Genomic DNA, 25,099 nt, shown 5'->3' on the forward strand with positions numbered 1-25,099 from the left:
TCAAGATTCCTTGACGATAAGGCTGCCCACCTGGGCGGACACCGAGCGCATCTGGCGGCTGGCCGCGGCAAATTGGTCGGCGACCGTGCGGTACTTGATGAAGCTGCCGGTGCTGTGTTCCTCCAGGAGTTCGGCAACCAGGACCCTGTGCGTGTGGTCGGCCCGTTTGGCCAGGCGCAGGACCTCCAGCCAGTAATCCTCCAGTGAATCCAGGTCGTTGAGGCGCTTCATGGCGGCGGCGGTCAGCTCGGCCTGGCGGGAGAGGATCTCCAACTGGTCCGCGGCACGGGCCGGAATCCGTTCAAGGGAGTACAGCTCGATCAGTTCCGCGGCGCCCGTGAGCATTTCGCTGGTCTCGTTGAGCAGCCGGCCCAGGGCGTACAGATCTTCGCGGGGGAGCGGATTGATGAAGCTGGTGCGCATGTGCGTGAGCAGGGTGGCGAACTCGGCCGTCGACGCGGCCTCGTGCTGGCGCATGGTTTCGGCCAAGTCCCCAAAGTCGGCCCGCCGGGCCCCAAGAAGCTCGGCCAGGGTGTGCGTGCCGGCCAGGACTTTTTCTGCCATGCGGGCCAGGGTATCCAGTCCCGCAGTCTCTTGAGGGAAGAATCGCAGCTTCACGTGGGGGAGACCTTTGTTTCGGTGGATCCAGGGCATAAAAGTGGTGTCGAACCGGGAGCGCCTCTCGGCACAGGGCCGCTCAAAGCGGCTAAAAAATGGAGCCCGGGGGTTCCGCAGTTCGACACCACTTTCAGTGTTCTACGTTGCGTCCCCGCTGTCAACCGGAGCCCGCGAACCGCGCTTTGGACAGGTGGCGGGAGTCACAAATATGCCGCCGTTTTCTAGTCCAGTTCACCCTTGCGCCAGGATGCCGCCGCGCCCTCGAGGTCCTCGGCCGTGCGCACCAGCTGGTGGGCCTTCTTGGTCAGCGCCGCGGCATGCTCGGGGTGGGCGGAGTCGCGATCGTTCGCCACGAGGGCCTGGCCCAGGGCCACCACGCGGCAAAACGCGGCCGAGCGTTCCAGCGCAACGTCAAAGTCGCCGTCGAACGCCCCCGACAGGATGGCGTCGGCCATCGTGGTGATCTCGTCGGCGCCGGGCGGCTCGGCCACCCCGGCCACCGCGTTCGCCACCTGGGCCTTGTGCTGGCCGGCGCGGAAGAACACGCTGATGCCCTCCGGGTCCTGGATGGTGGCGGCACGCAGGGCATACAGCCGCCACAGCGCTCCGGGCAGGGATCGGGCGGGGCTCGCGGCCCACATTTCGGCTATCGCCTCAAGGCCTTGTTTGTCGGCAAGCTTGACGAGGCGCTTGGTAATTTCGGGGTCATTGCTCTCCCGGCCGCTGTTCACGAGGGCGCGGGCGGCAAGGTGCGCGGCCTCGGAAACGCGGGCGGGATCGGTCCCACCGGCGAACGGCTCAAAGTCCACTGGCGCAAAGGGCAGCGGCTTGTGCGGTCGGGGGACGCTGTTGCCTGGTACGTGGTTCATGACATGACACTACGCCTGCTGCAGGGCGTGGTCGAGACTGCGGGAGTGCGGGGCGCGCAACCACGCACGACGGCGCCCGTCCGCGGTGCGGCGTGTGGCGGCGGGCGGGCTGTGGCGGAGCCATTTTTCCGCGCCGATCCGGGCTTAAATTGCAATCCGGGCCGTGCCGTGGGGTAGTGTAATGTCCGATAACTTTTCCGTGCTGGATCTTTTCCCGCGGAGGGTTGTCGCTAGGTCGGGCCTTTAGCTCAGTTGGTAGAGCATCGGACTTTTAATCCGTGGGTCATGGGTTCGAGCCCCATAGGGCCCACCGACCGAAGAGCCCCGGATTTCAAGCAACACTTGAGGTCCGGGGCTCTTTCCTTAGGATCTTCACTTTGGTCAGCGGGTGCTCCGGCGCCCCTTGGCTCACGGCCGTCCGGTGCGCAGAGGCACCTGGCGGGTTCACGCGACGGTGGCCGCGGTTGTGGCCGGAATGGAACGCACGTGCACAAAGTAATCGCCCGCCTGGCCGGGGCCCTGGCCCTAACTGTGGCCGTGACCGCAGGGGTCGCCGCCCCCGGAAACGCCCTGACAACAAACGCACCGGCAACAAACGCACCGGCAACAAACGCACTGCCCGGAATTGCAGCCGCCGGGACAGCAGCAGCGGCAGTGGCGCCCGCAGCGGCGTCGGACCTCATCAAGGACAGCAACATCGCCCAGCTCGCGGAGGTGCTGACCGGGATCAACAAGTTCCGGGCGTCCAAGAAGCTGGCGCCGGTCAAGTTCACCCCCGCGATCGCGCAGGTGTCCCAGGGCTGGTCCGACACCATGGGGGCCAACGCGAACTTTTCGCACAACCCGAACTACTTCAAGGGATACCCGGCGGGCTGGACGAACGCCGGCGAGATCATTGCCGCCCGGTGGGACCGCAGCGGGGCGGGCCTGGTACAACAGTGGATCGACTCGAAACCGCACAACGCCATCATGTCCGATCCGGCATATACCACCGTGGGCATCGGGATCGCTTTCACCAACGGGGTGCCGGCCGCCACCCCGACGCGTTACACCATGTACGGGACGGTGAACTTTGCCGCTTACAAGGTGAACCCGTCGCCAAGCTACGCGACCGTGCAGGAGTGGCAGGACCAGGTCAATACCCCGGCCGGGCCCGCCATCAAGGCCGGAAACCTGGTGGCCAGGGACGGCGCCGGCGTGCTGTGGAACTACGGCTCGCCGACCCTTGGCAATCGCAAGCAACTGGCCACCGGCTGGAATGCGAACACCGCAACGTTCGTCGTCGACTGGAACCAGGACGGCATCATGGACCTGCTGACCCAGGGAAACAACGGGGACTTGAGCATCCGCTTCGGCAACCGTACCGGCACACTGGCGGCTCCCGTGGTGATTGGGCGCGGCTGGCAGGGCCTGGCCGTCACCGTTGGCAAATGGAACAAGGCAAACAAGTTCCCCTCCGTCGTGGCCAAGGACGCCGGCGGCAAGCTCCTGTACTACCCCAATGTGGACGGCAGGTCCTTCGGCGCCAAGGTGGTGATCGGCTCGGGCTGGGGTCCGCTCACGATCGTCCAGATCGACTTTGACGGCAACGGGACCAACGACCTGCTGGCCCGCGCCGCCGACGGCAAGCTGTACCTGTACAAGGGTACGGGCAGCAACGGTTTTGCCGGCGCACGCACCCTGGTCGGCAGCGGCTGGGTCGGGATGACCCTGACGCCCGCGCACGGCCTCAAGGGCGCCGGCGCCCGCGGGATCGTGGCCAAGCGGACCGACGGCACCTTGCTGTACTACGGCATGGGCGCCGGCAGCTGGAAGCCGGCCGAGAAAATCGGCAACGGCTGGTCCGCCTACTCGGTGGCCGCAAGCAGCGACTAGGCCCGTCCGGCCGGGTGTCCGCTTCGGCGCACCCGGCACCCGGATGGCAAGATGGTTCCATGACTTCCTCAGCGATTAGCGCCCCCGCCCTTGCCCTGACCATTGCCGGTTCCGAGGCGACGGGAGGGGCCGGTGCGCAGGCGGACCTGAAGACGTTCCAGGAACTTGGCGTGTTCGGGATCGTGAACCTGACCTGCATCGTCTCCTTCGACCCCAAGGACAACTGGAACCACCGCTTCGTGCCCGTGGACCAGCAGGTCATCGCCGACCAGCTTGAAGCGACGACGGCGGCCTACGGCAAGGCGTCCGGCGCGCCCACCGTCCTGGAGACCGTGAAGATCGGCATGCTGGGCAGCCCGGCCACGATCGGCACAGTGGAAACCGCGCTCAAGGACGCCGCGTTCACGAACGTGGTGCTGGATCCGGTGCTGATCTGCAAGGGCCAGGAGCCCGGCCACGCGCTGGACACCGACCAGGCGCTCAAGGCCCAGATCCTGCCGCTGGCCACCTTTGTCACGCCCAACCACTTCGAGGCCGAATCCCTCTCCGGCCTGACCATCAACAATGTGGACGATCTGGTGGCCGCGGCCCGCAAGATCCACGAGATCAGCGGCGCCGCCGTCCTCGCCAAGGGTGGGGTCCGGCTGGAGGGTGCGGACGCCGTCGACGTCTTCTTTGACGGTGAGACGCTGGAAATCCTCTCTGCCCCCAAGGTGGGCGAGGTGGCGGTTTCGGGTGCCGGCTGCTCGCTGGCAGCGGCCGTGACGGCCGAGCTGGCCAAGGGCGCCACCCCGTTGGAGGCGGCCAGGACGGCCAAGGCGTTTGTCACCGAGGGCATCAGGAACCGCGTGGTTTCCGGCGCCCCGTTCACGGCCCTGTGGCAGGGTGGCGCCGGGCGCTAACAAGCTGTTGCCAGCACCGTGGCATTGTGCCAAGCTCGCCTTATGAGCGAGGAAACCGAAGGGCGCGGCGACGCATTTGAGGCCGATGTGGCCATGACGCGCAACGATGCACATCACAGGTACGAACTGCACGAGGCCGGCCGGTTGGCGGTGGTCATCGTCTTCCATGACCTTCCCGGGCACATCGACCTCATCCACACCGAGACGCAGCCCGGCTTCGAGGGCCGCGGGCTGGCCAAGGTGTTGGTCCGCTACGCCCTTGACGACGTGGTGGCCTCCGGCAAGCGCATCATCCCCCATTGCCCCTATGTGGCCCGGTTCGTGGAGAAACATCCCGAGCTCTACACGCAGTACACGGACCTTCCGGACGGGCTGTAGGTGGGTCGCCCCATCGCGCTGGTCACAGGCGCCACCGCCGGCCTGGGCGCCGAGTTTGCCCAGCAGCTGGCCAAGTCCCACTATGACCTGGTGTTGGTGGCCCGCGACGCGTCCCGGCTTCACGCCAAGGCGGCGCGGTTGCAGCAGGACTTCGGCGTCGACGTCGAAGTGCTGCCCGCCGATCTGTTGACGGACGACGGCGTGGCCGCCGTGGGTGCCCGGCTCGCCGATGCCGGGCGGCCGGTTTCCCTGCTGGTCAACAATGCCGGGTTCGGGCTCGTGACACCCTTTGAGGAAAGCACGCTCGACGACGAATCCCGGCAGCTGCGAATCCTTGCCACGACCCCCATGGAACTGATGCACGCGGCACTCGGACCCATGCTGGAGCGCGGGGAGGGCCGCATCATCAACGTGGCGAGCGTCGCCGGGTTCATACCCCGTGGATCGTATGGGGCGGCGAAGGCCTGGGTCATCAACTTCAGCCGCTTCGCCAATCTGCGCTACGGTTCGCGCGGAGTTTCCGTGACGGCCGTCTGCCCGGGGTTTGTTCGCACGGAATTCCACCAGCGCATGGGCGCCGACCTGGGCCGCATCCCCACCTGGATGTGGTTGAAACCGGCCCAGGTGGTCAGGGAGGGGCTGGCCCACAACGCCGCCGGCCGTGCCGTGTCCATCCCGTCCAGGCGGTATTCCACGCTGATTGCGCTGAGCCGGCTGGTCCCGGACAAACTGGCTGCGGCCGCCGGCAACCGCGGCCGGTAGTTGGGCCCGGCGATCGAGACTGTCGAGAACTGTTGAGAGCCCAGATAATCCCAGGATTATCTGGGCTCTCAACGCCTCTGCCGGGTCAACGGGGCGTCAGGATTGGGCCGTTCGCCGTATGGAAGGCGTTAAAAACGCCTCCGGTCGGTCCGTGCGGTGCTCCCATTGAAGTGAGGGACATGACGGTCACAAGGAACCGCCAGCCCATCCTTCATGGGAGTGACGCGAAGCATGGAAGCAATGGAAAACCGGACACAGCAGCTTGTTGCCGAATCGGTGGCGGGTGCCGGCGGGTTCGTGGCCGTGGACGACGCCGGGGAATTCACGTTCTACCCCTCGGAGGCGGCGCTGCTGGCCGACTTTGAATACACGGCCGAGGCCATCTGCATCGTGGGCCGCGACGGCGGCGGATTCCGGCTGGTGCTGGATGCGGAGCGCAAACTGGCCATGTCCACCGGTCTGGGGCCCGTTGACTTTTCCTGGTTGCGCCAGGCCTGGCTGCGGGCCCAGCGGGACAATCCTGCACATTACCCGCTGCGTCGGTTCTACCCGGCAGGCCGGGACACCCTGCTGGCCTGCCTGTTTGAAACCCTGTATCTGGAAAACGCGTTGGAAGCCGTGGAATGGCAGCTGCTGATGAACGGCACGGAAACGCACCCCGTGACATTGCGCGACGTCGACGCCCGGCTGGGCGCCCGTGACTCCTTGGAGCATGCGCGGGTGCGGGACCCGTTTGGCCACCACTACCGCCCCGTGCGGGTTCCGGGCCATCCTGCCCGGTCCGGCGGCCGCCACGGCAACGTCACGATCTACGCTGAAATTGCCGAGGCGGTCCGCGGGGCCTAGGGCCATGAGGTTGGGCCCGGTGTTTAGGGCACCGGATCCAGTTCGCGGGCCTCCGGCAGGCCCACGGTCACGGGGATGCCGCTACCCGGCGTCGGCGGCTCATAGGTGTCGTCGAAGGGCATGTGGTCCATGTCCAGGAGCGGGTTGTCGTCCTGGGTGGCGACAAGTTCGCGCGCCTCGGCCAAGGTGTCGACGCTGGGCATGGAGCCCGGCAACGGCTTTTGCGCCGATTCCCGCAGGAAGAAGATCGCCACGGCGCCGATGAGCGAGGTGAGCATCAGGTAATAGGCCGGCATCATGTCATTGTTGGTGAGATTGATCAGGCCCTCGATGATGAACGGCGTGGTTCCGCCAAAGATCGCCACCGAGAAGTTGTACGCGATGCCCATGCCGCCGTAACGGCTGGACGTCGGGAACAGTGCCGGAAGTGACGACGCCAGGTTGGCAACGTAGAACGTCACCGGGAAGGCGACCAGGGCAAGCCCGGCCAGCGTGGTCCAGACATTGCCGACGCCGATCAGCAGGAACGCCGGTATCGAGAACGCCACGGTGCTCAACGCGCCCACCCAGAGGACCGGCCGGCGGCCAATCTTGTCGGAGAGCCGCCCCGTCAAGGGGATGCAGGCGGCCATGATGACCAGCACGGGGATGGTCAGCAGGGTGCCGTGGAGTTCGTCGTAGCCCTTGGATTCGGTCAGGTACGTGGGCATGTACGAGGTCAGCGCGTAGCCCACCGTGTTGGCGGCGGCCACCAGGACCATGGCCAGCACAATCTGGCGCCAGTAGACCTTCACGAGCCGGATGGGCCCGCTGGCCGTGTCCTCGTCGGAGGCGACGGCGGTCTTGGCCGAATCGGCCTGCGCATCCAGGGCTGCCTGGAATTGCGGAGATTCCTCGATCTTGCTGCGGAAGTAGATGGCGATCAGGCCCAGTGGACCGGCCACCAGGAACGGGATGCGCCAGCCCCACTCCTCCATGGCCGCTTGGCCAAGGGTCAGTTGGAGCACCGAGACCAGGGCCGCACCGAGCGCGAAGCCCAGGTAGCTGCCCATGTCCAGGAAGCTGGCAAAGTAGCCGCGGCGCTTATCGGGCGCGTATTCACTGACAAACGTCGTGGCACCGGCATATTCGCCACCCGTGGAGAACCCCTGGACCAGCTTCAGCAGTACCAGCAGGGCAGCAGCCCAAATGCCGATCTGTGTGTAGCCGGGCAGCAGGCCCACGGCGAATGTCGATGCCGCCATGATCATCAGCGTCGCGGCCAGCACCTTTTGCCGGCCGACCTTGTCACCCAGCCAGCCAAAGACCACGCCACCCAGGGGGCGGGCCAGGAAGGTGGCTGCAAAGGTTCCAAGTAGGAACAAGGTCTGGACGCTCTTGTCGGCCTCCGGCAGGAAGACGGGTCCCATCGTGGTGATGAGGTAGCCGAACACGCCGACGTCGTACCATTCCATGGTGTTGCCGACGATGGTTCCGCCGATTGCTTTTCTCAGCATGGGCTTGTTGACGACGTTGACGTCATCCACGGCAAGCCGCCGTCGTTTGAGTTGTGGCAGGCGGGGCAATTTGGGCCGGGCCTGCGGTCGTTCTGCGGTGTCCTTAACACCTGTTTCCGGTTGAATCGTGCTTCGGTCTTTGGGCATTTGTACATCCCCTTACGGAGGTCATTTGCTTGCGACTTTCTGCTGCATCGCTACGGGCAGACTATAAATTCTAACAGATGGACTAATTCAAGGCCCATTGGAGACTCCCGTCACGTACCAAAAAACCCTTGAAAATCCGCGGATTTTGCGGCCCTCAAGGGTTATTTGGCACAGCGAAGCTAATTAATTTGGGTGTGGTGCTTGGTGCCGTTTAGGCGTCGTGGTCGGTCTCCAAAATGCGCACCAGGGTCTCCAGTGCGTCGTCGGCGCCGGGGCCCTCGGCGCGGAGCACCACGACCTCGCCGTGCTCGGCACCCAGGCCCATGATCGAAAGCATGCTTGACGCGTCCAGGGCGTCCTCGGCGGGCTCGCCCAAACGGGCGATGGTCACCTCGAGGCCAAGGTCTCCGGCAGCCTCGGCGAAGATGGCGGCGGGGCGGGCGTGGAGTCCCACGCGGCTGGCAATGGTGGCGGTACGTTCACTCATGATGAGCTCCTTACGGTTTGGCTGAAATTGTTGGTTGGGGGGCGGTGGTTGAGCTTGTCGAAACCCGAGCCTGTCGAAACCCGGATCTCGACAAGCTCGATCACCGGTGGTTAGAGGCCCAGCTCGGCCAGGACGGGCAACTCGGCCCGCACCAGCTCACGGGCTTCGGTGGCGGAGGCGGCCGCAACGGCCCGGGTGGCCAGGCGGCGGGCCAGCTCCGGGGTGACGGAACGCAGCACGGTGCTGACGGCCGGGATGGCCCGGGCCGTCATGGACAGGGAACTTACGCCCAGCCCGGCCAGGACGACGGCAAGGGCCGGGTCCGCGGCCGCCTCGCCACACACTCCCACGGGCTTGCAGGCCGCGCCATTGCCGGCAGCGGCGGCCTGCGCGGCCGCCCCGTCAACGGTGGCCTGGACGAGGGTCAGGACGGCCGGCTGCCAGGGATCGTTGAGCGTGGCCAGCGGGCCCAGCTGGCGGTCCGCCGCCATGGCGTACTGGGTGAGGTCGTTGGTGCCGAGGCTGACGAATTCCACCCGGTCCAGCAGGTGCCGGGACGTTAGCGCTGCGGATGGAACCTCCACCATGACGCCGGGAGTTTTCAGCCCGGCCGCACCGCAAAGCGCGGCGAAGTCGGCGGCCTCCGCGGCCGTGGAGATCATGGGCGCCATGACCCACACGTCGGCGCTGGCTTGTCCGGCGGCGTCGGCAATGGCCGCGAGCTGCCGGGCCAGGACGCCGGGGGAGGTGGTGTCGGTGCGGTAGCCGCGCACGCCCAGCGCCGGGTTGGGCTCGGTGGAATCGGTCAGGAACGGCAACGGCTTGTCGGCGCCGGCGTCGAGCGTTCGCACCACCACCTTCTTGCCGGGGAATGCGTCAAAGACGCCCTTGTAGGCGGCCACCTGTTCGTCGTGGCCGGGCTCGGTGTCGTGCCCCAGGAAGCAGAACTCGGTGCGCAGCAGGCCCACGCCCTGGGCATTCGCTGCGGCCGCGGCCACGGCATCCTTGGCACCGCCCACATTGGCCAGCAGGTCGAGGCGGGTGCCGTCGGCAAGCTGCCCGGCGCCGTCGAACGCGCTGAGCAGGGAAGCCTGCTCACGCCACTTCGCGGCGGCGGCCAGCTCCGGCTCGCCGGGATCGGTGGTGATGGTACCGCCGGCGCCGTCGACGTAAACGACGTCGTCGTCGGCTAGTTCCAGCACCCCGGCGGCGGCCACGACGGCCGGCAGGCCCAGGTTGCGGGCAATGATGGCGGTGTGGGACTGCGGTCCGCCGCCGGCGGTTACCAGGGCGATCACCTTGGTCGGGTCAAGCGTTGCGGTGTCGGCCGGGGCCAGGTCCTCGGCAACCAGGATGAACGGAACGTCCGCATCCGGGATCACGGGGGCCGGCACACCGCGCAGCGCCGCAACAATGCGGGAGCGCACGTCCAGGACATCGTGGGAACGTTCGGCCATGTACCCGCCCAGGCTGATGAGCATGGCTGCCACGTCGTTGCCGGCGTCCCAGATGGCGCGCTGCGCGGAGGAGCCGGCGTTGATGAGCTTCACGGCGGCCTTGATCAGCATGGGGTCGGTGGACATCAGCGCGGTCGCCTCCAGCACGGCCTTGCCGTCACCGGTGGCCCGGCCGGCCCGCTCCTGCAGCTCCGCCTTGACCTGGGCTGCGGCGGCCTTCAGGCTGGCGGCGGCAGCCTCGGCCGGCGTCGTGCCCGAACCGTCGGCGGCGGGCAGCCGTTCGCCGGAGGGCGGTGCGCTCAGGGCCGGCGGCATGATCCGCACGGGGCCCACGACCCGGCCCGGGGTGACACCGACTCCAACATAGCTTTGCATCAGGGTTCCTTTGAAAGTCATGGTTCGCGGGCTAGCTGTTTTGGCTGACGAGTTGTTGTGCGCCAACAGTATCAACGGGCTTGCGGACGGCCCAGCGTTTGAGCGCCACGACGGTGAAGGCGGAAATCACCATGCCCACCAGGATCGCCAGTGCGAACATTCCGAAGTTGCCGATCGCGAAGAACACGAAGATTCCGCCGTGGGGTGCCTGCGAGGTGACGTGGAAGGCCATGGTCATGGCACCGGTGACGGCGCCGCCCAGCATGGTGGCCGGGATGACGCGCAGCGGATCGGCCGCGGCGAACGGGATGGCGCCCTCGGAGATGAACGACGCACCCAGCAGCCAGGCCGCCTTGCCGTTTTCACGCTCAGCCAGGGAGAAACGCTTCTTGTCGACCACGGTGGCCAGGGCCATGGCCAGCGGGGGCACCATGCCGGCGGCCATGACGGTCGCCATGATTTCCCACGGGGCGTGGTTGAGTGCGGAGCCCGTGCCCAGCCCTGCCACGGCGAATGCGTAGGCGACCTTGTTGACGGGACCGCCCAGGTCGAAGCACATCATGAGGCCAAGGATCACGCCGAGTACGACGGCGGAGGCGCCGGACATCCCCGTCAGCCAATGGTTCAGGCCGTTGGAAAGCGCGGCGATGGGTGCGCCGAGGAGCAGGAGCATGGCTCCGGAGGCGATGATGGAACCCAGTAGCGGGATGATGACCACCGGCATGAGCCCGCGCAGCCAGCGCGGCACCCGCCAGGTGCCGATCCAGTACGCGGCCAGGCCGGCCAGCAGGCCGCCCACCAGGCCACCCAGGAAGCCGGCGCCCATAAAGACGGCCACGGCCCCGGCCGTGAAACCGGGCGCGATGCCGGGTCGGTCGGCAATGCCGAAGGCAATGTAGCCGGCCAGTGCGGGGACCAGGAAACTCATGGAGAGCTGGCCGATTTGGAACGCCACGGCGCCCAGGTACGCCCCGAGCGGTCCGAGCGCGTGCGCGGGATATTCGGTGGGCAAGTTGCCAAGGCTGTTGTTAGCGAGGATTTTGCCGGCGGCACCGGCAATCTCGAAGCCGCCCAATAGGAAGCCCAGCGCGATCAGCAGGCCGCCACCGGCCACGAACGGGATCATGTAGCTGACACCGGTCAACAGCACTTTTTTGGTCTTGGTGCCCAGGTGCTCGTTCGACGACTCGGCCTGGTGTTCCGCAGTCTCCTCGGCGCCAAAGTGGGGCACGCGGTGCGCGTTCGGATCCCCGGCGGCCGCAACGGCCTCCTGGATCATCTTGGCCGGCTCGTCAATGCCCCGCTTGACGGGCGAATTGACCAAGGGCTTGCCGGCAAAGCGTTCCTTGCCGCGCACGTCCACGTCGACGGCGAAGATCACGGCGTCGGCGGCGGCAATCACGGCCGGGTCCAGCGGAGTCACCGCTCCCGAGCCCTGCGTCTCGACCTGCAGGTCAATGCCGGCTTCACGCGCGGCTTCCACGAGCGAATCGGCGGCCATGTAAGTGTGCGCAATCCCGGTAGGGCAAGCCGTCACGGCAACGAGCCGCAGCGGACGACCGGCGGTCGCCGTCGCCCCGCCCGGCAACTGCGAAGCCGCTGGGTGAAGTCCGGGAGCGGCTTCGGGCGCCCGCGAAGCGGGCGGGACTTCACCCAGCGGCGCAGCAGTTGCTGAGGCCGGCGACTGTGCCGCCGGCTTGTCCGCGAGTGCTTCTTCGACGAGGGCGACGATCTCCGCGGGCGTCTTTGCGGCGCGCAGGGCGGCCGTGAAGTCCTTCTTGATGAGGGAGCGGGCCAGCCTGGAGAGCAGTTTGAGGTGCTCGTTGTCGGCGCCGGCCGGGGCCGCGATGAAGAAGATGATGTCCGCGGGGCCGTCCTTGGCGCCGAAGTCGACGGCGGGGTTCAGGCGCGCCATGGCGAGGGTCGGCTCCAGCACGGACTCCGAGCGGCAGTGCGGGATCGCGATCCCGCCCGGGACGCCCGTGGACGTCTTTTGCTCGCGGGCCAGGGCGTCGGCGTAGAGGCCCTCGGCTCCGGTGGCGCGGCCGGTAGCGGCGATGACGCCGGCCAGGTGACGGATCACCGAGGAAGTGTCGGCACCGAGGTAGGTGTCCAGGACGACCAGGTCGGTGGTGATGAGAGTGGTCATGAGAGTTCTCCAAGACGTGCGTCCAGGGCCGTTACGACGACGGCGTCGGGGTTGGTTTGGTGCAGGGCCGGAACCATGGTTCCGGGGAGGGAAGCGGCGGCCGCCCCATGGGCCACTGCTTGCTGCAGGCAGGCTTCGGGCAGATCGCCCCGAAGCGTGCTCAGCAGATATCCGGCGAGGGAGGAATCCCCTGCGCCGACGGTGCTTTTGGCTGCGATGACGGGCCCGTTGGCCAGCCAGCGTCCGGAGGCCGTGACCAGCACGGCGCCCTGGGAGCCAAGGGTTGCCAGGACGGCACCCACTCCGCGGTCCACGAGCGTTTGTGCGGCGCTCGCGGCCAAATCGGGGTCGGCTTCCAGGGAGGTCCCGGTGCCGATGCCTGTCAGTTCGGCAAGTTCCTCGGCGTTGGGCTTGAGGAGGTCGGGGCCGGCGGTGATGCAGGCGGCCAGCGGGGTGCCGGAGGAATCCACGGCGATCCGCGGAGCGCTGGCGCCGTGACGGGTGCGCACCGCGGCAATCACCTGGGCATAAAAGTCGGCGGGTGCGCCCGGCGGGAGTGAGCCGGCCAGCACCAGCCAGGCGGCGCCGTCGGACTTTTCCACGGCGAGCTCCAGCAAGCCGGCAAGCTGGGCGGCCGTGAGGACCGGGCCAGGTTCGTTGACCTTGGTGGTGGTGCCGTCGGGTTCGGTGATGGCGACGTTGCTGCGCAGGGCCGCACCGATGGGCAGCGACACGTGCGGGATGCTCTCCACGTCAAGGGCGCGGACCACGGCGTCGGCGGCGTCGCCGGGCAACAGCGCCAGGGCCTCGACGCCGGAGGCGGCCAGGGCGCGGACGATGTTCACGCCTTTTCCACCGGGATGGGTGGAGACGGCAACGGCGCGCTGGACCTCGCCGCGAACCAGGGCGTCCTCGAGTTCGATGGTCCGGTCAAGGCTGGGGTTGGGGGTCAGGGTGAGGATCATGCGATCACCACGTCGACGCCGGCGGCGGCCAAGGCGGCGGCCAGATCGGGTGCGGGTTCGGTGCTGGTTATCAAGGTGTCGATCTCCTCGAGGGTGGCGAAGCGGACAAGGGTTTCCGCCCCGAGCTTGGATGCGTCGGCCAGGATCACCACTTGGCGGGCGGCGCGGACCATGGCGGTCTTGGTGGCGGCCTCCACGGGATCCGGGGTGCTCAGACCGAAGTCGGCGTGGATGCCGTTGGTGCCGAGGAATGCGATGTCGGGGCGGAGGGCGCCGAGCTGTTCGGTGGCGCGGGCGCCGACCACTGCACTGGTGAGGCCGCGCACCCGGCCGCCCAGGATGTCCAGGAGCAGGTTCGAGTTGGTGCTCAGCGAGGTGGCGATGGGCAGCGAGTTGGTGATCGCCATCAGCTCGTCGCCGTCCTTGGCGGGCGCCCAGTCGGCCAGTTGGTCGGCCAGGGCGGCCGTGGTGGTGCCGGCGTCGAGCAGGATCGAGACCGTCTGCGCGTGCGGGATCAGGGCCATGGCGGCCGCGGCGATGCGCTGCTTCTCGTCGAGCCGGCGGCCGGAGCGTTCGCTGAGGCTGGGCTCGGAACGGCTGAGCTTGTCCAGGGCGACGGCGCCGCCGTGGACGCGGCGCAGGATGCGTTCGCCTTCCAGGGTGGCCAGGTCGCGGCGGACGGTTTCCTGGGTGATGGAAAAGAGATCGGCCAGTTCGTTGACGCCCACGCGCCCCTGGTCACCGACGAGTTCGGCAATGCGCTGGTGCCGTTCCTCTGCAAACATGGTGGTCCTTCTTCTCTCGCCTGCACCGCGTGACTCGGGTCACATGATGTTGTTTCAGATGACTTTATCTGTGATTCTCTGCGTTTGTCAAAAAATAACCACATAAACACAGATTCGGGCGGCGTGGGAGGGATTTGGAGGTGGTTCGGTAGCGCCTTCGACGCCGAAAACGGGGCGTTCCCGACGCTTCCAGGCGCCCTTCACGCCGAAATCGGTGCCAACTCGCGGGGAAGGTGGGTCTCCGCACCGTTTTCGCGGGTTGGCACCGTCGCCGCGAGTTGGGCCCGTTCTCGCGGCGGGTGGCGGGGTGTGCGTAGTCTTGGCCCATGGATGCCGTTGCCTGGTCCCGACCACCGGAAGAGCGCGCGGGGACGCCGCTGCTGTTGATGCTGCACGGCTATGGCTCGGACGAGTCCCGCATGGCCGCCTGGTTTCAGGCCATGCCCGGCGGCTTTACGTGCGCCGCGCCCCGCGGTCCGCTGGACATCTCCGGCGACTACGGCTGGTTCCTGCTTGACTATTTCCTGGCCAATGACTTCGCCGAGGTGGCCGGTGCCGCGTCGGCCCTGCTGGCCTGGCTGGACACGGTCGTCGCCGAGCACCGCTTCAGCTCGGTGTCATTGTTGGGGTTTTCGCAGGGCATGGCCATGGCCACCACGATCATGAGGCTGCGCCCGGAGGCATTCACGGCTGCCGTGGGACTGTCCGGCTTTGTCCTGCACAATGAGCTGCTCGGCGCCATGGAGCCGTTGGAAACAAAAATCCCGTTCTATTGGGCTCGCGACACCGCCGACCTCGTGATCAATCCGGACGCGACGGCATTCACGGCGGGCTGGCTGTCGGCCAACACCGATCTGAGCGAGGCGCGCTACAAAGGGCTGGGCCACAAAATCGGGGACACGGAAATGCGCGACGTCGCGGCCTTCCTGACGGGCCACGTGCCGGGATCGTTCGTGCCCCGGGAGTAGCTTCCGCGGTTGGCCCATCCTGCCATGGACCCGTGCACGATCAACCGAATGGTTGATGGAGTTCGGAGCGCCGTTTCCTAGGCTGGAGGAAATGGCTCGCACCGGGCCGTCATCACAAGGGGGCACCGCATGAAGAAACTATTCTATTCGGCGTTTGGCTACATGGTCATTGGCGTACTTTCGGGCCTGTTTTACCGCGAATTCACCAAGGGCAAGGACTTTACCGGCTACACACAGCTCTCCATTGTGCACACGCACCTGCTGACCCTTGGCTTCATCGTGCTGTTGATCGTGCTGATTCTGGAGAAGCTGTTCACACTGTCCCGGTCCAAGCTATTCACCTGGTTCTTCTGGACGTACAACACCGGTCTGGTCCTGACGGCGGCTATCATGGTGTGGCACGGCATCCTGCAGGTTGACGGTGTCACCGAGGTCTCCGGCGCAATCCCGGGGATCGCGGGATTGGGACACATCCTGCTCTCTGTTGGCATGGTGCTGCTGTTCCTGGCCCTGCGGACCCGGCTGGTTGGCAGCGCCGTGAAGCACGACGACGCCCGGGCCGCCGTCGCCGACTGACGGCCTCGGGAGCTCGTCTAAAACCCCGGCTGACTACCGCATCTCCAGGACTCGTTTTGCTGCCTTGGTGCCTTTTGCCGCGCCGACAAGGATGCCTGCCAGCAGCAGCCCGCAACCAACGAGGATGGCCGTGGCCTGCAAGGGCTCAGCAGGCAGGAACGCTGCAAGGACCGTGGCGGCCATGGCTGCATAAGCGCCGATGAGCGTCGGCGTTTTGGCTGCTTTATGGGCGGCGAGCCAGGTTTGCTCATTGGTCATGATGGTGGGCGTCCTGATCCCCGCCATCCCGTTGACGCCAATCCGGCCGTCAGCGCAACGGATGGCGACAAAGACAATCAGGAAATAGCAAACAATGAGCAGGACCACGGCGAAGATCATGGTTCCAGTCTAAGGAAACGGCACCCGGCGGAGGGCCACCCAACGGGCTGGCTTCATGCGAAGGCTATGATCCTTGCCTATGAAACCCGAGCCACACCACCACATCCGCATCGCACGCCCGAGCCGTGACATTGAAGCCGCCATTCGCTTCTGGGTCGACGGCGTTGGCCTCACCCTCCAAGGGCGCAAGGACGACGGGGGTACCGGTCACAAGCTTGCGTTCATCGGCTGGCCGGAGGCCGCCTGGCACTTGGAAATCGTCGAAGACGGCGCCTTGCAGCCGTCACCCACCGCCGAGGACCTCCTGGTGATCTACCTTGGAGGGCCCATCGACGCAGGCGCCGTGTCGCGGATCGAGGATGCCGGAGGCGTTCGCGTTGCCGCACGCAACCCCTACTGGGACGAGCACGGCATGACCTTTACCGACGCAGACGGGTATCTCCTGGTACTTGCCACGCGCGACTGGGCGTAGGGGGCCGGAGGCCGGGGGCGGCGCAATTGGCGGCCTCAGTCCCACCCAACTTCGTCGACGCCCGTGATCGCGAATCCCGGCGGACACGGCGTCCGCAGTTCTAACCCGCCGGTGTCGCTTTCCGTCGAACGACTAGCCAGCGAGTGGCGAGCAGTACGGCGGTGAGCGCGAGGGCGCACATCGCGATCAACCCGTCGGAGGGGCCCAGGAATGCAGTCAGGACAGGGTGTTCGGCGGTGGTGGCCGGGTCAAAGGTCCATGAGACGTCCCGGGAGCGGACTCCGGCTCCGGTGGCATGTCGCTCGCCACCAAGCGCGCGGGCAAGCCCCGGACGCACCAACGCATTGAGCAAAATTCCCACCGCGAGTGGTGCGATCATGCACAACAAAAACACCGCGTCCTCGCGGCGAAAACGCCGGCCTTCACTCATGTGCCTGTCACCGCCACCACGCCGCCAAAGGGTCCACGCCTGAAAAATACCACACCGGATGGCGCGGAGACGGCCATTAACGGGCGGCCGCCCAAAGCCCGGGTGCTATCCGAGATCGAGGTCCAGGCATTCGGGGCCGAGCGCCGGAACGATGATCCGGGCGTGTTCCTTGAGGACCTCGATCGGGTGCGTGCCTTCCACGCAGATCGCGATCATGCCGGCGGCCTCGACGGCGCCCAGCCCCGGCAGCGAATCCTCGAACGCGGCAACCCGGGCCGGTTCCGCCAGGCCCAACACCGCAGCGGCGCTAAGGAATCCCTCCGGGTTCGGTTTGCCATGGGCCACGTCCTCGTCCGTCACAACCACGCCAAACAGATCCAACAGCCCCGCGCGTTCCAGGGCGGGAATCACCTGCGCCCGCCCGGCCCCGGTCACGACGCCGAGCTTCAGGCCCGCGGCGTGCAGTGCATGGACAAGGGCTCTGGTTGCCGGATGGATCGGGCTCTGCCGGGCCACCCGGGCCTGGTAGTCGGCGTCGATGAGCGGCAGGAAGAAGTCCACCCCGCGATCCTGGACGTCCGCCGGGGCGAGGGCCAGGATATCCGCCATGATCTCCCGGTCGCTGCGCCCGGCCAGCTCCGTCTGGTACTGCAGCTTGGTGACGGTGACCGAGCACTCCGTGGCAGCCAACTCGATGTAGAGCGCCCTGAGTATGCCCTCGTCATCGGAGAGCGTGCCGTTGAAATCAAACAGCACCCCGTCCAGGGAAGTCAGGGTCAACGTGGTGGCGGCTACGCCCATGGCAAGGGTCCTCTTCTGCAAGTGATGGTGGGCCCGCAGCGGTCCGGCCGGCCGGCCGCACGCCGGGTGCCCGTCGTCGTGCGCTCCCGGGCCAGGCCGGTTGGCGCACTCGTGGCACACTAGCCCGGCCGAGTTAACGCCGGGCAACATCGCGGCCAACGCTGGGAATCGAAAATTGCCGGGCGCCCGGCTGGTTGCCGGGTTGATGTTCTACCCTTGGAGCACAGCCTGCGAAAGGGGCAGCATGGCAGCGACTTCCAGCGGCCAAGGCATGGAGAATTCAACCGGTAAGGACAAGGGAACCGGCCGGGGCAAGCGGCAGGGGCCGCCAAACCCCGCCGTCGTCATCGCCACATCGGCGGCCTTTGACGAGCGGGGCAAGCCGAAACCCGCCGTGCACGGCATGCTGCTGAAGGCCGTGGAGGTGCAGCGGCCCCTGGTCCTGGCAAATTTGCGCCGGCTGCGGCGGAAGTACCCCAACGCCACCGCTTTTGAGCTGAGCCGGCGCTTGGAACGCGACTTCCTCAACGGCGTGGGCACGGGCGGGGCCGCCATTGGCGCCACGGCCATCATCCCCGGCATCGGCACGGTTGCCGCACTGTCCATTTCGGCCGCGGCCACCTTGGTCTTCCTCGAGGCGACGGCCCTCTACGCCCAATCCGTGGCGGAATTGCACGGCATCCGGCTGGCCGATCCCGAGTTGGCCCAGGTCACCGTCATGGCCATCATCTTGGGCGAGGAAGGCACCGCCATGTTGCAGGGCCTGACCGGCCACGCGCTGGGCAACGGCCGCACCCCCATGCAGGCGTGGGGCAAAACCGTGGGCAAGAGCCTGCCGGTTTCCGCAGTCCGGGGCATTGCCGCGTCCATGCAAAAACGGTTCCTGAAGAAAATGGCCGTCAAGGGCAGCGTCTCCGTGGTGGGCAAGGCCCTGCCGTTCGGTGTCGGGGCGGCGGTGGGCGGCGTCGGAAACTATATGATGGGCCGGGCCGTCATAGCCTCCACCCAGCGTGCGTTCGGGCCTGCCCCGCTGGAGATCCCGGCCGAATTGCGGGCCGAACTGGACGCGCCGAGGGGCAGGAAGGCGATCGAGGCCATGGGCCCCAAGGCCGACCCCGCCTGACGGAACCGGCGGAAGCGGCGCGCCTAGCCGGGCCTAGTGGAACACCAGGGTGGCCACGGTGAAGATGGCCAGCCCGGCCAGGGACCCCACCACGGTGCCGTTGATGCGGATGAACTGCAGGTCCTTGCCCACCTGGAGTTCGATCTTCTCGCTGGTCTCCACGGCGTCCCAGCGTTCCACGGTGTCCGTGATGATGGAGGCGATCTCGTGCTTGTAGGTGCGCACCAGGTAGGACGCGGCATCTGAAATCCAGGCGTTGGCCTTGCCCGCCAGCTCGGGATCGGTGGCCAGGCGCGTGCCAAAGTCCTGCACGGCGGAGGTGAATTTCAGCCGCAGCTCCGAGTTGGGATCGTCGACGGCGGTGAACAGGGCGGTCTTGACAGTTTCCCAGGTGCGTCCGGCCAGTTCGCGAACCTCGGGATCGCCCAGGACCTGGGCCTTGATGGATTCGGCGCGGGCGATCATGACCGGATCGTGCTGGAGTTCCTGGGCTAGGTCCTTCAAGTAGTTGTCCAGTTGCAGCCGCAGCTCATGCCGGGGATCCTCCTGCACGGCCCGGGCAAACTTGTAGATCTCGGTGTAGATCTTGTCGCCCACCAGGCCGTCGACGAATTGTGGCACCCAGCTGGGGGAGCGGTCGGAGACCAGCCCGCTGATGGTGGCGTGGTTGGCCTGGATCCACTGGGTGGAACGGTCCACCAGGAGGTCCACGAGCGCGTGGTGGTGCCCGTCGGCGAAGACGCGTTCGGCCACCTTGCCGATGGGCGGACCCCACGCCGGCTCAACCACATGCTTGCGCACCATTGACTCGATGACGTCCTTGACGTCGTCGTCGTTCAACACGGCCATGGCCCCGCGCATGGCGGCGGCACCTTCCGTGGCCACGCGCTGGGCGCTGGCCGGCTTGGACAGCCAGCCGCCCACCTTTTGGGCGATCTGAGTGTTGGCCAGCTTGTCCGCCACAACGGTTTCGGAGAGGAAGTTGGTCTCCACGAACTCGCCCAGGGACGCGCCGATCTCATCCTTGCGGTTGGGGATGATGGCGGTGTGCGGGATCTTCAAGCCCATGGGGTATTTGAACAGGGCCGTGACGGCAAACCAGTCGGCCAAGGCGCCCACCATGCCGCCCTCGGCGGCCGAGCGCACGTATCCGAGCCACGGGTACCGGCTCTGGAGGGCGAAGGCGAAGCAAAAGATGACGGCCATGGCAATCAGCAGCGCCAGCGCAATGTTCTTCATCCGGCGCAGCGCGGCGGCTTTTTGCGCATCGGTATCCGGGCGAAGGCTTGTTTTACTGCCGGGCTGTTGTAGTTGCGCCATGAGGCAAGCGTAGCGTGGTGCCATGACAGTACAGGTCTACGCCCACCGCGGTTCCAGTGCCCGCTTTGCCGAACACACCCGCGCCGCCTACCTGCAGGCCCTGGCCGACGGCGCCGACGGGGTTGAGTGCGATCTCCACCTCAGCGCCGACGGGGCCCTGGTGCTGCTCCACGACGATGACGTCGACCGGACCTCGGACGGCACGGGGCCCGTGGCGGAACTGACCCTGGCCCGGTTGCGGGAACTCGATTTCAGCAGCTGGAAGGGCGCGGCAATTCCGCCCGAATACGGCGGCACCTACGAACAACTCCTCACCCTCGACGAGCTGTTGGATATTTTGGCTGCGGCCGGGCGGCCCGTGGGCCTCGCCATCGAGTTCAAATACGGTGTGCGCTTTGACGCCGATCTGGTGGACGCCGCCCTGGAACGGCTGCGCCTGCGCGGCTGGGCCCCGGCCGGCCCGGCGGCAGGCAACGTGGCCGTCTCCTTCATGAGCTTCCACCCGGACGCCGTCAAATACCTGGCGGAGCGGGTGCCGGCCCCGCAGCTGTGCCAGCTGCTGGAGGAGGTGGACGCGGCCGACCTCAGTGAAGACCTCGATGTGGGCCCCATCGCCGGGCACACCCTGGCCTTCTTGCTGCGCCGCGCCATGGCCGAGGGTGAGGAACTGCTCGACGACGGCGTCGCCGGGATTGCCGGACCCGGCGTCGAGTACCTGCGCGCCAACCCGGACAACGCGCTGCGGTGGCGCGATTCCGGGCGCACGTTCCGGGTATGGACGGTGGACACGGCCGGGGACCTGGCCCTGTGCCTTGAACACGGAGTGGCCGAGGTGACCACCAACCGGCCGGCCGAAATCCGGGCACTGCTGGCCCCTGTGTGATCGCAGCCGCGTGTGGTTGCATGGACACATGGCATCGCGCATTGAGGACTATGCACTTCTTTCGGACATGCACTCGGCCGCACTGGTCGGGCGGGACGGAAGCATCGACTGGCTGTGTTTCCCGCGGTTCGATTCGCCGTCGGTGTTCACGGCACTGCTCGGAACCGAGGAGCACGGGCGGTGGCGCATTGCGCCGCTGGAGGCAACCATCACGAGCCGGCGCTACGTGGGCAGTTCATTCGTGCTCGAAACCGTCTGGGAAGGGCCAACCGGGAGCGCACGCGTGCTCGAGTTCATGCCCGTCGGCGACAACCCGGCCTCCGTGGTGCGGCGCATCGAGGGAATCTCCGGCACCCTGAAATTCCATGAGGAAATCGTGATCCGGCCCGGCTACGGCAAGGTGCTGCCGTGGGTGCGCCGGCTCCACGACGCCCCGGGGCGGCCCGCCATCCTGGCCGTGGCCGGGCCCGACGCCTTGCTGCTGCGCGGCCACCACCTGCCCGTCGCCGTCGACCACAAACACAGCGGCACGTTCTCGGTGAAGGCCGGCGGGCGGGTGGAGAAGGAGTTCATCTGGTACCCGTCGCACCGACCGGTGCCCGAGGACGTCGACCTCGACGCGGCGCTCGCGGCCACCCTGGCCCACTGGCAGGGCTGGGCGGAAAACTGCGCCCAGGACGGCAAGTACATGCCGCTCGTGGAACGCTCCCTCCTGGTGGTGCGCGCCCTGACGGACGAGGAAACCGGTGGGATCGTGGCCGCTCCCACCACCTCGCTGCCGGAGGATTTTGGCGGCGCCCGGAACTGGGACTACAGGTTCTGCTGGCTGCGCGACACCGCCCTGACCCTGGCAGCCATGCTTACCCACGGCTACGAGGACGAGGCGCTGAAGTGGCGGGACTGGCTGCTGCGCGCCGTGGCCGGCGACCCCGAAGACCTGCAGATCATGTACGGCCTCGCCGGCGAACGCGACCTGGTGGAGGGCGAACTGGACCATTTGCTCGGCTACGAGGGCTCGGCGCCCGTGCGGATCGGCAACGGCGCCGTGAACCAGTACCAGGCGGACGTGGTGGGCGAGGTGATGGTGTCCCTGGAAAAGCTCCGGCTGGCCGGCGGCGAGGAGGACCATTTCTCCTGGCCGCTGCAGCTGTCCATGCTGGATTTCGTGGAACGGCACCTGGGGGACCGTGACCACGGAATCTGGGAAATGCGCGGGGAACTGCAGAATTTCACGCACTCACGCGCCATGATGTGGGCCGCCTTTGACTGTGGCGTCCGCGCCGTCCGCGACCACGGGCTCGAGGGTCCGGACTGGCGGTGGGAGCGGCTGCGGGACCAGCTCCGGGACGAAATCATGGAGCACGGCTTCAACAAGGAACTGAACACATTCACGCAGACTTACGACGGCACCACCACGGACGCGGCCCTGCTGGTCCTTCCGCATGTCGGCTTCATCGCCTACGACGCCCCCGAGATGGTCGGCACGGTCGCGGCCATGGAGCGGGAACTGCTGGATCCCGACGGGCTGCTCATGCGCTACCGCACGGACACCGGCGTGGACGGGCTGGCCCCCGGCGAGCACCCGTTCCTGGCCTGCTCGTTTTGGCTCGTGGAGCAATACGCGCACACGGACCGGCGCGAGGACGCCATTGCCCTCATGGACCAGCTGGCCGGGTACGCCAATGAGCTGGGACTGCTTGCCGAGGAGTACGACGCCGGGAACTCACGGATGGCCGGCAACTTCCCTCAGGCCTTCTCCCACCTCGCCCTGGTGCGGGCCGCCGATGCGCTGCACGGCACGGAGTTGCTGAGCCTCGCCGCGGGCGCCGCCGCTCCAGCTGCCGCCGCCGTGCCGGTGACTACCGTGCCGGCCTCCGGCGCCGGCCGTGAAAGCATGGGGTCATGAAGCTCACCACAGTCAGCGCCTGGGCCATGGCCGCCCTCCTGGGCACCAGCGCCGTCAACCACCTGCGCAAGCCGGAGTTCTACTACGTCATGGTGCCGCCGGAGCTGTGCACCGACAAGGGCGGCCGCTTCGGCGTCATGACCCGGCGCCAGTGGGTGCTGGCCTCCGCCGCGCCCGAGGCGCTGGCCGCCGTCGGACTGCTCCTGCCCGGCACCCGCAAGGCCGCAGCCACCGCCACGGCCGCCATGTATGTCGGCTTCACGGCCGGCCACGTGTCGGCGCTGCGGCGGGCCTGGGGCCCCGACGGCTCACCCAAGGCGCGCTGGATCCACGCCGTCCGCCTACCGCTGCAGGCACCCCTCGTGGCCTGGGCCTGGAGCCTGCGCAAGGCATGAAGCTAAGGGATTCACCGGCGGCGAAGATCGGGGCCTCGATCGCCATTGCCACCGGCTTGTACGGGGTGTCCTTCGGGGCGCTGTCGGTGGCCTCGGGCATGAGCTTTTGGCAGACCATGGCCCTGAGTTTGCTGCTCTTTAGCGGCGGTTCGCAATTTGCGTTCATCGGCGTGATTGCCGGCGGCGGCTCCGGGCTGGCCGCCATGAGCGCCTCAGCCCTGCTGGGGATCCGCAACGGCGTGTACGGCATGCAGCTGAACGCGCTGCTGCGCCCGTCCGGCTGGCGCCGCTTTGCCGCCGCCCACGTGACGATCGACGAATCCACGGCCACGGCAACCGGCCAGAGCGAGCCCGACGAGCAGAAGCGCGGCTTCTGGGTGGCCGGCCTGGGCATCTTCCTGTTTTGGAACATCATGACGGCCGTGGGCGCCTTTGTGGGCGACGCCCTCGGGGACCCCAAGCAGTGGGGCCTGGACGGGGCCGCCGTCGCCGCGTTCCTGGGCCTGTTGTGGCCGCGCATCAAGGGCTTCCAACCGGCCGCGATCGCCGTGGTGTGCGCCGTGGTGACCCTCCTGGCGGTACCTTTTGTGCCGGCCGGGGTGCCCATTTTGGTGGCGGCCCTGGTGGCCGGGCTGATCGGCTGGTTCCGGCCCGGCCATGGTGCCGGGCACGACGGCGACGGCATGGAACCGGACATTGAGCCGTACCGACACGACGCCGGTACGCACCCTGCGCACGATTCCCGCCGCGGCGACGGGGTTGGGGAAGGGGCCGGCGGATGAGCCTGTGGTTGTGGGTAATTATCGCGGCGGTCATCGCGTACCTGACAAAACTGTTGGGTTACCTGGTCCCGGCCAAGGTGCTCGCCAATCCGCGCATGTCACGCGTGGCCGGAACCCTGACCATCGGCCTGCTCGCGTCACTGACCGTGGTGAACGCGGCGGCGAGCGGGCACGCCGTCGTCCTCGATGCCCGGATGGGCGCGCTGGTGGCAGCGGCGGTTGCGCTGTGGTTCAAGGCGCCGTTCCTGGTGGTGGTGCTGGTGGGCGCTGCCGCTGCGGCGGGGCTGCGGCTACTGGGCTGGTCCTGAGCCGGGCTGGTTGGGGTTAAGCGGGTCCTGGTGGACGCCAGGCTGACCGTGCTGCCGGGCGTACCACTGGGCGTATTGCTGCTGTGCCTGCCATTGCGCATATTGCTGGGCCTGCCACTTTTGTTCGGGGCTCAGATAGGACGGGCCGCGGTACCGGGCGTCGCCGTAGGAGAGCATGGTGGCGAAGACCACGGGCACCAGGACCAGGCCGGCCGTGTAGGCGGCGTCCTTGCCGAAGGATCGGGCCACGTCGTAGTAGGTGCAGACGGTCCAGTAGATGCCGACGTACGGGATGAGCTGGAGCCAGAAGTGTGATTCCGGGCGGCCGGCGATCTTGACCAGGATCCACGTGTTGTAGAACGGCACGAAGGCCTTCCATTTCGCGTAGCCGGCCTTGTCGAAGACGCCCGCCCATGTGATGCCGGTGACCACGAACGCCACCGCGATGAACAGCATTTCGAAGGCGATCAAGGCAATGAAGAATGCCGCACTGACGGCCAGGTTGGGGCCGGAATCGTCGTAGTAGGAGGGGGTGGTGGCAACAAGTGCGGTGGCAAGCAGTGGGACGGGCATGGTTGAACCCTACAACTTCCAGGACCGGACCATTCCGCGCCGAACCCGCCGTGAGTTTTGCGCCAGACAGTGA

General features: G+C 67.2%; 26 protein-coding genes and 1 tRNA gene. 15 read left to right on the plus strand and 12 right to left on the minus strand.

What is annotated here, in order from left to right:
- Together AL755_RS00955 and AL755_RS00960 are read right to left on the minus strand one after the other, a co-directional pair.
- The gene (locus AL755_RS00955; RefSeq protein ID WP_054009321.1) at nt 1–618 is read right to left on the minus strand and encodes a DUF47 domain-containing protein; all 618 of its coding nucleotides are present in this window, start codon (nt 616–618) and stop codon (nt 1–3) included.
- Nucleotides 619–839: 221 nt separating this feature from the next.
- Nucleotides 840–1,487, minus strand: a complete 648-nt coding sequence (locus AL755_RS00960) for a hypothetical protein (RefSeq protein ID WP_054009322.1) — start codon at nt 1,485–1,487, stop codon at nt 840–842.
- 237 nt (nt 1,488–1,724) lie between these two features.
- Here AL755_RS00960 and AL755_RS00965 point away from each other — a divergent pair.
- The 6 genes from AL755_RS00965 (at nt 1,725) to AL755_RS00990 (ending at nt 6,250) form a co-directional block, all read left to right on the plus strand.
- Nucleotides 1,725–1,797: transfer RNA gene (locus tag AL755_RS00965), tRNA-Lys, on the plus strand.
- Nucleotides 1,798–1,973: 176 nt separating this feature from the next.
- Nucleotides 1,974–3,362, plus strand: coding sequence for a CAP domain-containing protein (locus tag AL755_RS00970; RefSeq protein WP_054009323.1), 1,389 nt, complete (start codon nt 1,974–1,976; stop codon nt 3,360–3,362).
- Nucleotides 3,363–3,421: 59 nt separating this feature from the next.
- Nucleotides 3,422–4,264: a hydroxymethylpyrimidine/phosphomethylpyrimidine kinase gene (locus AL755_RS00975; protein WP_054009324.1), complete on the plus strand. Its 843-nt coding sequence runs from the start codon at nt 3,422–3,424 to the stop codon at nt 4,262–4,264.
- Nucleotides 4,265–4,306: 42 nt separating this feature from the next.
- Entirely contained in the window at nt 4,307–4,642 is a 336-nt protein-coding gene (locus tag AL755_RS00980) for a GNAT family N-acetyltransferase (RefSeq protein ID WP_054009325.1), read from the plus strand.
- Entirely contained in the window at nt 4,643–5,404 is a 762-nt protein-coding gene (locus tag AL755_RS00985) for an SDR family NAD(P)-dependent oxidoreductase (protein ID WP_054009326.1), read from the plus strand.
- 240 nt (nt 5,405–5,644) lie between these two features.
- Complete coding sequence (locus AL755_RS00990) at nt 5,645–6,250, plus strand: hypothetical protein (RefSeq protein WP_054009327.1); 606 nt, start codon at nt 5,645–5,647, stop codon at nt 6,248–6,250.
- Between the two features lie 23 nt (nt 6,251–6,273).
- Here AL755_RS00990 and AL755_RS00995 read toward each other — a convergent pair whose 3' ends face one another.
- From AL755_RS00995 to AL755_RS01020, 6 genes are all read right to left on the minus strand, one after another.
- Nucleotides 6,274–7,893 carry an MFS transporter gene (locus AL755_RS00995; protein ID WP_054009328.1) on the minus strand — a complete coding sequence of 540 codons (1,620 nt, stop codon included), beginning with the start codon at nt 7,891–7,893 and terminating at the stop codon, nt 6,274–6,276.
- 211 nt (nt 7,894–8,104) lie between these two features.
- The gene (locus tag AL755_RS01000; RefSeq protein ID WP_054009329.1) at nt 8,105–8,380 is read right to left on the minus strand and encodes an HPr family phosphocarrier protein; all 276 of its coding nucleotides are present in this window, start codon (nt 8,378–8,380) and stop codon (nt 8,105–8,107) included.
- Between the two features lie 110 nt (nt 8,381–8,490).
- Nucleotides 8,491–10,212 carry a putative PEP-binding protein gene (locus tag AL755_RS01005; protein WP_054009330.1) on the minus strand — a complete coding sequence of 574 codons (1,722 nt, stop codon included), beginning with the start codon at nt 10,210–10,212 and terminating at the stop codon, nt 8,491–8,493.
- A gap of 31 nt (nt 10,213–10,243) precedes the next feature.
- On the minus strand, nt 10,244–12,361 hold the full coding sequence (locus tag AL755_RS01010; RefSeq protein ID WP_054009331.1) for a PTS fructose transporter subunit IIABC: 2,118 nt from the start codon (nt 12,359–12,361) through the stop codon (nt 10,244–10,246).
- Nucleotides 12,358–13,326 carry a 1-phosphofructokinase family hexose kinase gene (locus AL755_RS01015; RefSeq protein ID WP_054009332.1) on the minus strand — a complete coding sequence of 323 codons (969 nt, stop codon included), beginning with the start codon at nt 13,324–13,326 and terminating at the stop codon, nt 12,358–12,360. Before AL755_RS01015 ends, AL755_RS01010 begins: the two co-directional genes overlap by 4 nt.
- Entirely contained in the window at nt 13,323–14,111 is a 789-nt protein-coding gene (locus tag AL755_RS01020; protein WP_054009333.1) for a DeoR/GlpR family DNA-binding transcription regulator, read from the minus strand. The genes AL755_RS01015 and AL755_RS01020 overlap by 4 nt, the downstream gene beginning before the upstream one ends.
- A 326-nt stretch (nt 14,112–14,437) precedes the next feature.
- On the opposite strand from AL755_RS01020, the gene AL755_RS01025 reads away from it, so the two are divergent.
- Entirely contained in the window at nt 14,438–15,079 is a 642-nt protein-coding gene (locus tag AL755_RS01025; RefSeq protein WP_054009334.1) for an alpha/beta hydrolase, read from the plus strand.
- A 129-nt stretch (nt 15,080–15,208) separates the two neighbouring features.
- Nucleotides 15,209–15,655 carry a DUF2871 domain-containing protein gene (locus tag AL755_RS01030; RefSeq protein WP_054009335.1) on the plus strand — a complete coding sequence of 149 codons (447 nt, stop codon included), beginning with the start codon at nt 15,209–15,211 and terminating at the stop codon, nt 15,653–15,655.
- A 33-nt stretch (nt 15,656–15,688) separates the two neighbouring features.
- Here AL755_RS01030 and AL755_RS01035 read toward each other — a convergent pair whose 3' ends face one another.
- Nucleotides 15,689–16,033 (minus strand): SdpI family protein, encoded by a 345-nt coding sequence (locus AL755_RS01035; protein WP_054009336.1) that lies wholly within the window; start codon nt 16,031–16,033, stop codon nt 15,689–15,691.
- 79 nt (nt 16,034–16,112) lie between these two features.
- Here AL755_RS01035 and AL755_RS01040 point away from each other — a divergent pair, with 79 nt between their 5' ends.
- Nucleotides 16,113–16,505 (plus strand): VOC family protein, encoded by a 393-nt coding sequence (locus tag AL755_RS01040; RefSeq protein WP_054009337.1) that lies wholly within the window; start codon nt 16,113–16,115, stop codon nt 16,503–16,505.
- A 535-nt stretch (nt 16,506–17,040) separates the two neighbouring features.
- Here the strand turns inward: AL755_RS01040 and AL755_RS01050 are convergent.
- The gene (locus tag AL755_RS01050; RefSeq protein WP_054009339.1) at nt 17,041–17,736 is read right to left on the minus strand and encodes an HAD family hydrolase; all 696 of its coding nucleotides are present in this window, start codon (nt 17,734–17,736) and stop codon (nt 17,041–17,043) included.
- Between the two features lie 244 nt (nt 17,737–17,980).
- Between AL755_RS01050 and AL755_RS01055 the strand changes: the two genes are divergently transcribed.
- Nucleotides 17,981–18,859: a hypothetical protein gene (locus AL755_RS01055; RefSeq protein ID WP_237762443.1), complete on the plus strand. Its 879-nt coding sequence runs from the start codon at nt 17,981–17,983 to the stop codon at nt 18,857–18,859.
- Between the two features lie 33 nt (nt 18,860–18,892).
- Here the strand turns inward: AL755_RS01055 and AL755_RS01060 are convergent, their stop codons facing one another.
- Nucleotides 18,893–20,179, minus strand: a complete 1,287-nt coding sequence (locus tag AL755_RS01060) for a DUF445 domain-containing protein (RefSeq protein WP_054009341.1) — start codon at nt 20,177–20,179, stop codon at nt 18,893–18,895.
- Nucleotides 20,180–20,201: 22 nt separating this feature from the next.
- Between AL755_RS01060 and AL755_RS01065 the strand changes: the two genes are divergently transcribed.
- From AL755_RS01065 to AL755_RS01085, 5 genes are read left to right on the plus strand one after another with little or no spacing between them, the layout of a single operon-like run.
- Nucleotides 20,202–21,062, plus strand: a complete 861-nt coding sequence (locus AL755_RS01065) for a glycerophosphodiester phosphodiesterase (RefSeq protein ID WP_054009342.1) — start codon at nt 20,202–20,204, stop codon at nt 21,060–21,062.
- 28 nt (nt 21,063–21,090) lie between these two features.
- On the plus strand, nt 21,091–22,968 hold the full coding sequence (locus AL755_RS01070; protein WP_082368787.1) for a glycoside hydrolase family 15 protein: 1,878 nt from the start codon (nt 21,091–21,093) through the stop codon (nt 22,966–22,968).
- Nucleotides 22,965–23,363 carry a DoxX family protein gene (locus AL755_RS01075; protein WP_054009344.1) on the plus strand — a complete coding sequence of 133 codons (399 nt, stop codon included), beginning with the start codon at nt 22,965–22,967 and terminating at the stop codon, nt 23,361–23,363. Before AL755_RS01070 ends, AL755_RS01075 begins: the two co-directional genes overlap by 4 nt.
- Nucleotides 23,360–24,145, plus strand: a complete 786-nt coding sequence (locus tag AL755_RS01080) for an AzlC family ABC transporter permease (RefSeq protein ID WP_054009345.1) — start codon at nt 23,360–23,362, stop codon at nt 24,143–24,145. The genes AL755_RS01075 and AL755_RS01080 overlap by 4 nt, the downstream gene beginning before the upstream one ends.
- The gene (locus AL755_RS01085) at nt 24,142–24,453 is read left to right on the plus strand and encodes an AzlD domain-containing protein (protein ID WP_054009346.1); all 312 of its coding nucleotides are present in this window, start codon (nt 24,142–24,144) and stop codon (nt 24,451–24,453) included. The genes AL755_RS01080 and AL755_RS01085 overlap by 4 nt, the downstream gene beginning before the upstream one ends.
- On the opposite strand, the gene AL755_RS01090 is transcribed toward AL755_RS01085, so the two are convergent.
- On the minus strand, nt 24,436–25,026 hold the full coding sequence (locus AL755_RS01090) for a DUF5684 domain-containing protein (RefSeq protein ID WP_054009347.1): 591 nt from the start codon (nt 25,024–25,026) through the stop codon (nt 24,436–24,438). The two genes, AL755_RS01085 and AL755_RS01090, sit on opposite strands and share 18 nt — an antisense overlap.
- Nucleotides 25,027–25,099 lie beyond the last annotated feature (73 nt).

It is taken from the genome of Arthrobacter sp. ERGS1:01 (genome assembly GCF_001281315.1).
GTDB lineage: Bacteria > Actinomycetota > Actinomycetes > Actinomycetales > Micrococcaceae > Specibacter.

Bases quoted from the DNA above. Each gene is read 5' to 3' on its own strand.
- AL755_RS00960 (WP_054009322.1), bottom strand. From the start codon at position 1,487: ATGAACCACGTACCAGGCAACAGCGTCCCCCGACCGCACAAGCCGCTG.
- AL755_RS00975 (WP_054009324.1), top strand. From the start codon at position 3,422: ATGACTTCCTCAGCGATTAGCGCCCCCGCCCTTGCCCTGACCATTGCC.
- AL755_RS00980 (WP_054009325.1), top strand. From the start codon at position 4,307: ATGAGCGAGGAAACCGAAGGGCGCGGCGACGCATTTGAGGCCGATGTG.
- AL755_RS00990 (WP_054009327.1), top strand. From the start codon at position 5,645: ATGGAAAACCGGACACAGCAGCTTGTTGCCGAATCGGTGGCGGGTGCC.
- AL755_RS00995 (WP_054009328.1), bottom strand. From the start codon at position 7,893: ATGCCCAAAGACCGAAGCACGATTCAACCGGAAACAGGTGTTAAGGAC.
- AL755_RS01000 (WP_054009329.1), bottom strand. From the start codon at position 8,380: ATGAGTGAACGTACCGCCACCATTGCCAGCCGCGTGGGACTCCACGCC.
- AL755_RS01005 (WP_054009330.1), bottom strand. From the start codon at position 10,212: ATGCAAAGCTATGTTGGAGTCGGTGTCACCCCGGGCCGGGTCGTGGGC.
- AL755_RS01010 (WP_054009331.1), bottom strand. From the start codon at position 12,361: ATGACCACTCTCATCACCACCGACCTGGTCGTCCTGGACACCTACCTC.
- AL755_RS01015 (WP_054009332.1), bottom strand. From the start codon at position 13,326: ATGATCCTCACCCTGACCCCCAACCCCAGCCTTGACCGGACCATCGAA.
- AL755_RS01020 (WP_054009333.1), bottom strand. From the start codon at position 14,111: ATGTTTGCAGAGGAACGGCACCAGCGCATTGCCGAACTCGTCGGTGAC.
- AL755_RS01025 (WP_054009334.1), top strand. From the start codon at position 14,438: ATGGATGCCGTTGCCTGGTCCCGACCACCGGAAGAGCGCGCGGGGACG.
- AL755_RS01030 (WP_054009335.1), top strand. From the start codon at position 15,209: ATGAAGAAACTATTCTATTCGGCGTTTGGCTACATGGTCATTGGCGTA.
- AL755_RS01035 (WP_054009336.1), bottom strand. From the start codon at position 16,033: ATGATCTTCGCCGTGGTCCTGCTCATTGTTTGCTATTTCCTGATTGTC.
- AL755_RS01040 (WP_054009337.1), top strand. From the start codon at position 16,113: ATGAAACCCGAGCCACACCACCACATCCGCATCGCACGCCCGAGCCGT.
- AL755_RS01050 (WP_054009339.1), bottom strand. From the start codon at position 17,736: ATGGGCGTAGCCGCCACCACGTTGACCCTGACTTCCCTGGACGGGGTG.
- AL755_RS01055 (WP_237762443.1), top strand. From the start codon at position 17,981: ATGGCAGCGACTTCCAGCGGCCAAGGCATGGAGAATTCAACCGGTAAG.
- AL755_RS01060 (WP_054009341.1), bottom strand. From the start codon at position 20,179: ATGGCGCAACTACAACAGCCCGGCAGTAAAACAAGCCTTCGCCCGGAT.
- AL755_RS01065 (WP_054009342.1), top strand. From the start codon at position 20,202: ATGACAGTACAGGTCTACGCCCACCGCGGTTCCAGTGCCCGCTTTGCC.
- AL755_RS01070 (WP_082368787.1), top strand. From the start codon at position 21,091: ATGGCATCGCGCATTGAGGACTATGCACTTCTTTCGGACATGCACTCG.
- AL755_RS01075 (WP_054009344.1), top strand. From the start codon at position 22,965: ATGAAGCTCACCACAGTCAGCGCCTGGGCCATGGCCGCCCTCCTGGGC.
- AL755_RS01080 (WP_054009345.1), top strand. From the start codon at position 23,360: ATGAAGCTAAGGGATTCACCGGCGGCGAAGATCGGGGCCTCGATCGCC.
- AL755_RS01085 (WP_054009346.1), top strand. From the start codon at position 24,142: ATGAGCCTGTGGTTGTGGGTAATTATCGCGGCGGTCATCGCGTACCTG.
- AL755_RS01090 (WP_054009347.1), bottom strand. From the start codon at position 25,026: ATGCCCGTCCCACTGCTTGCCACCGCACTTGTTGCCACCACCCCCTCC.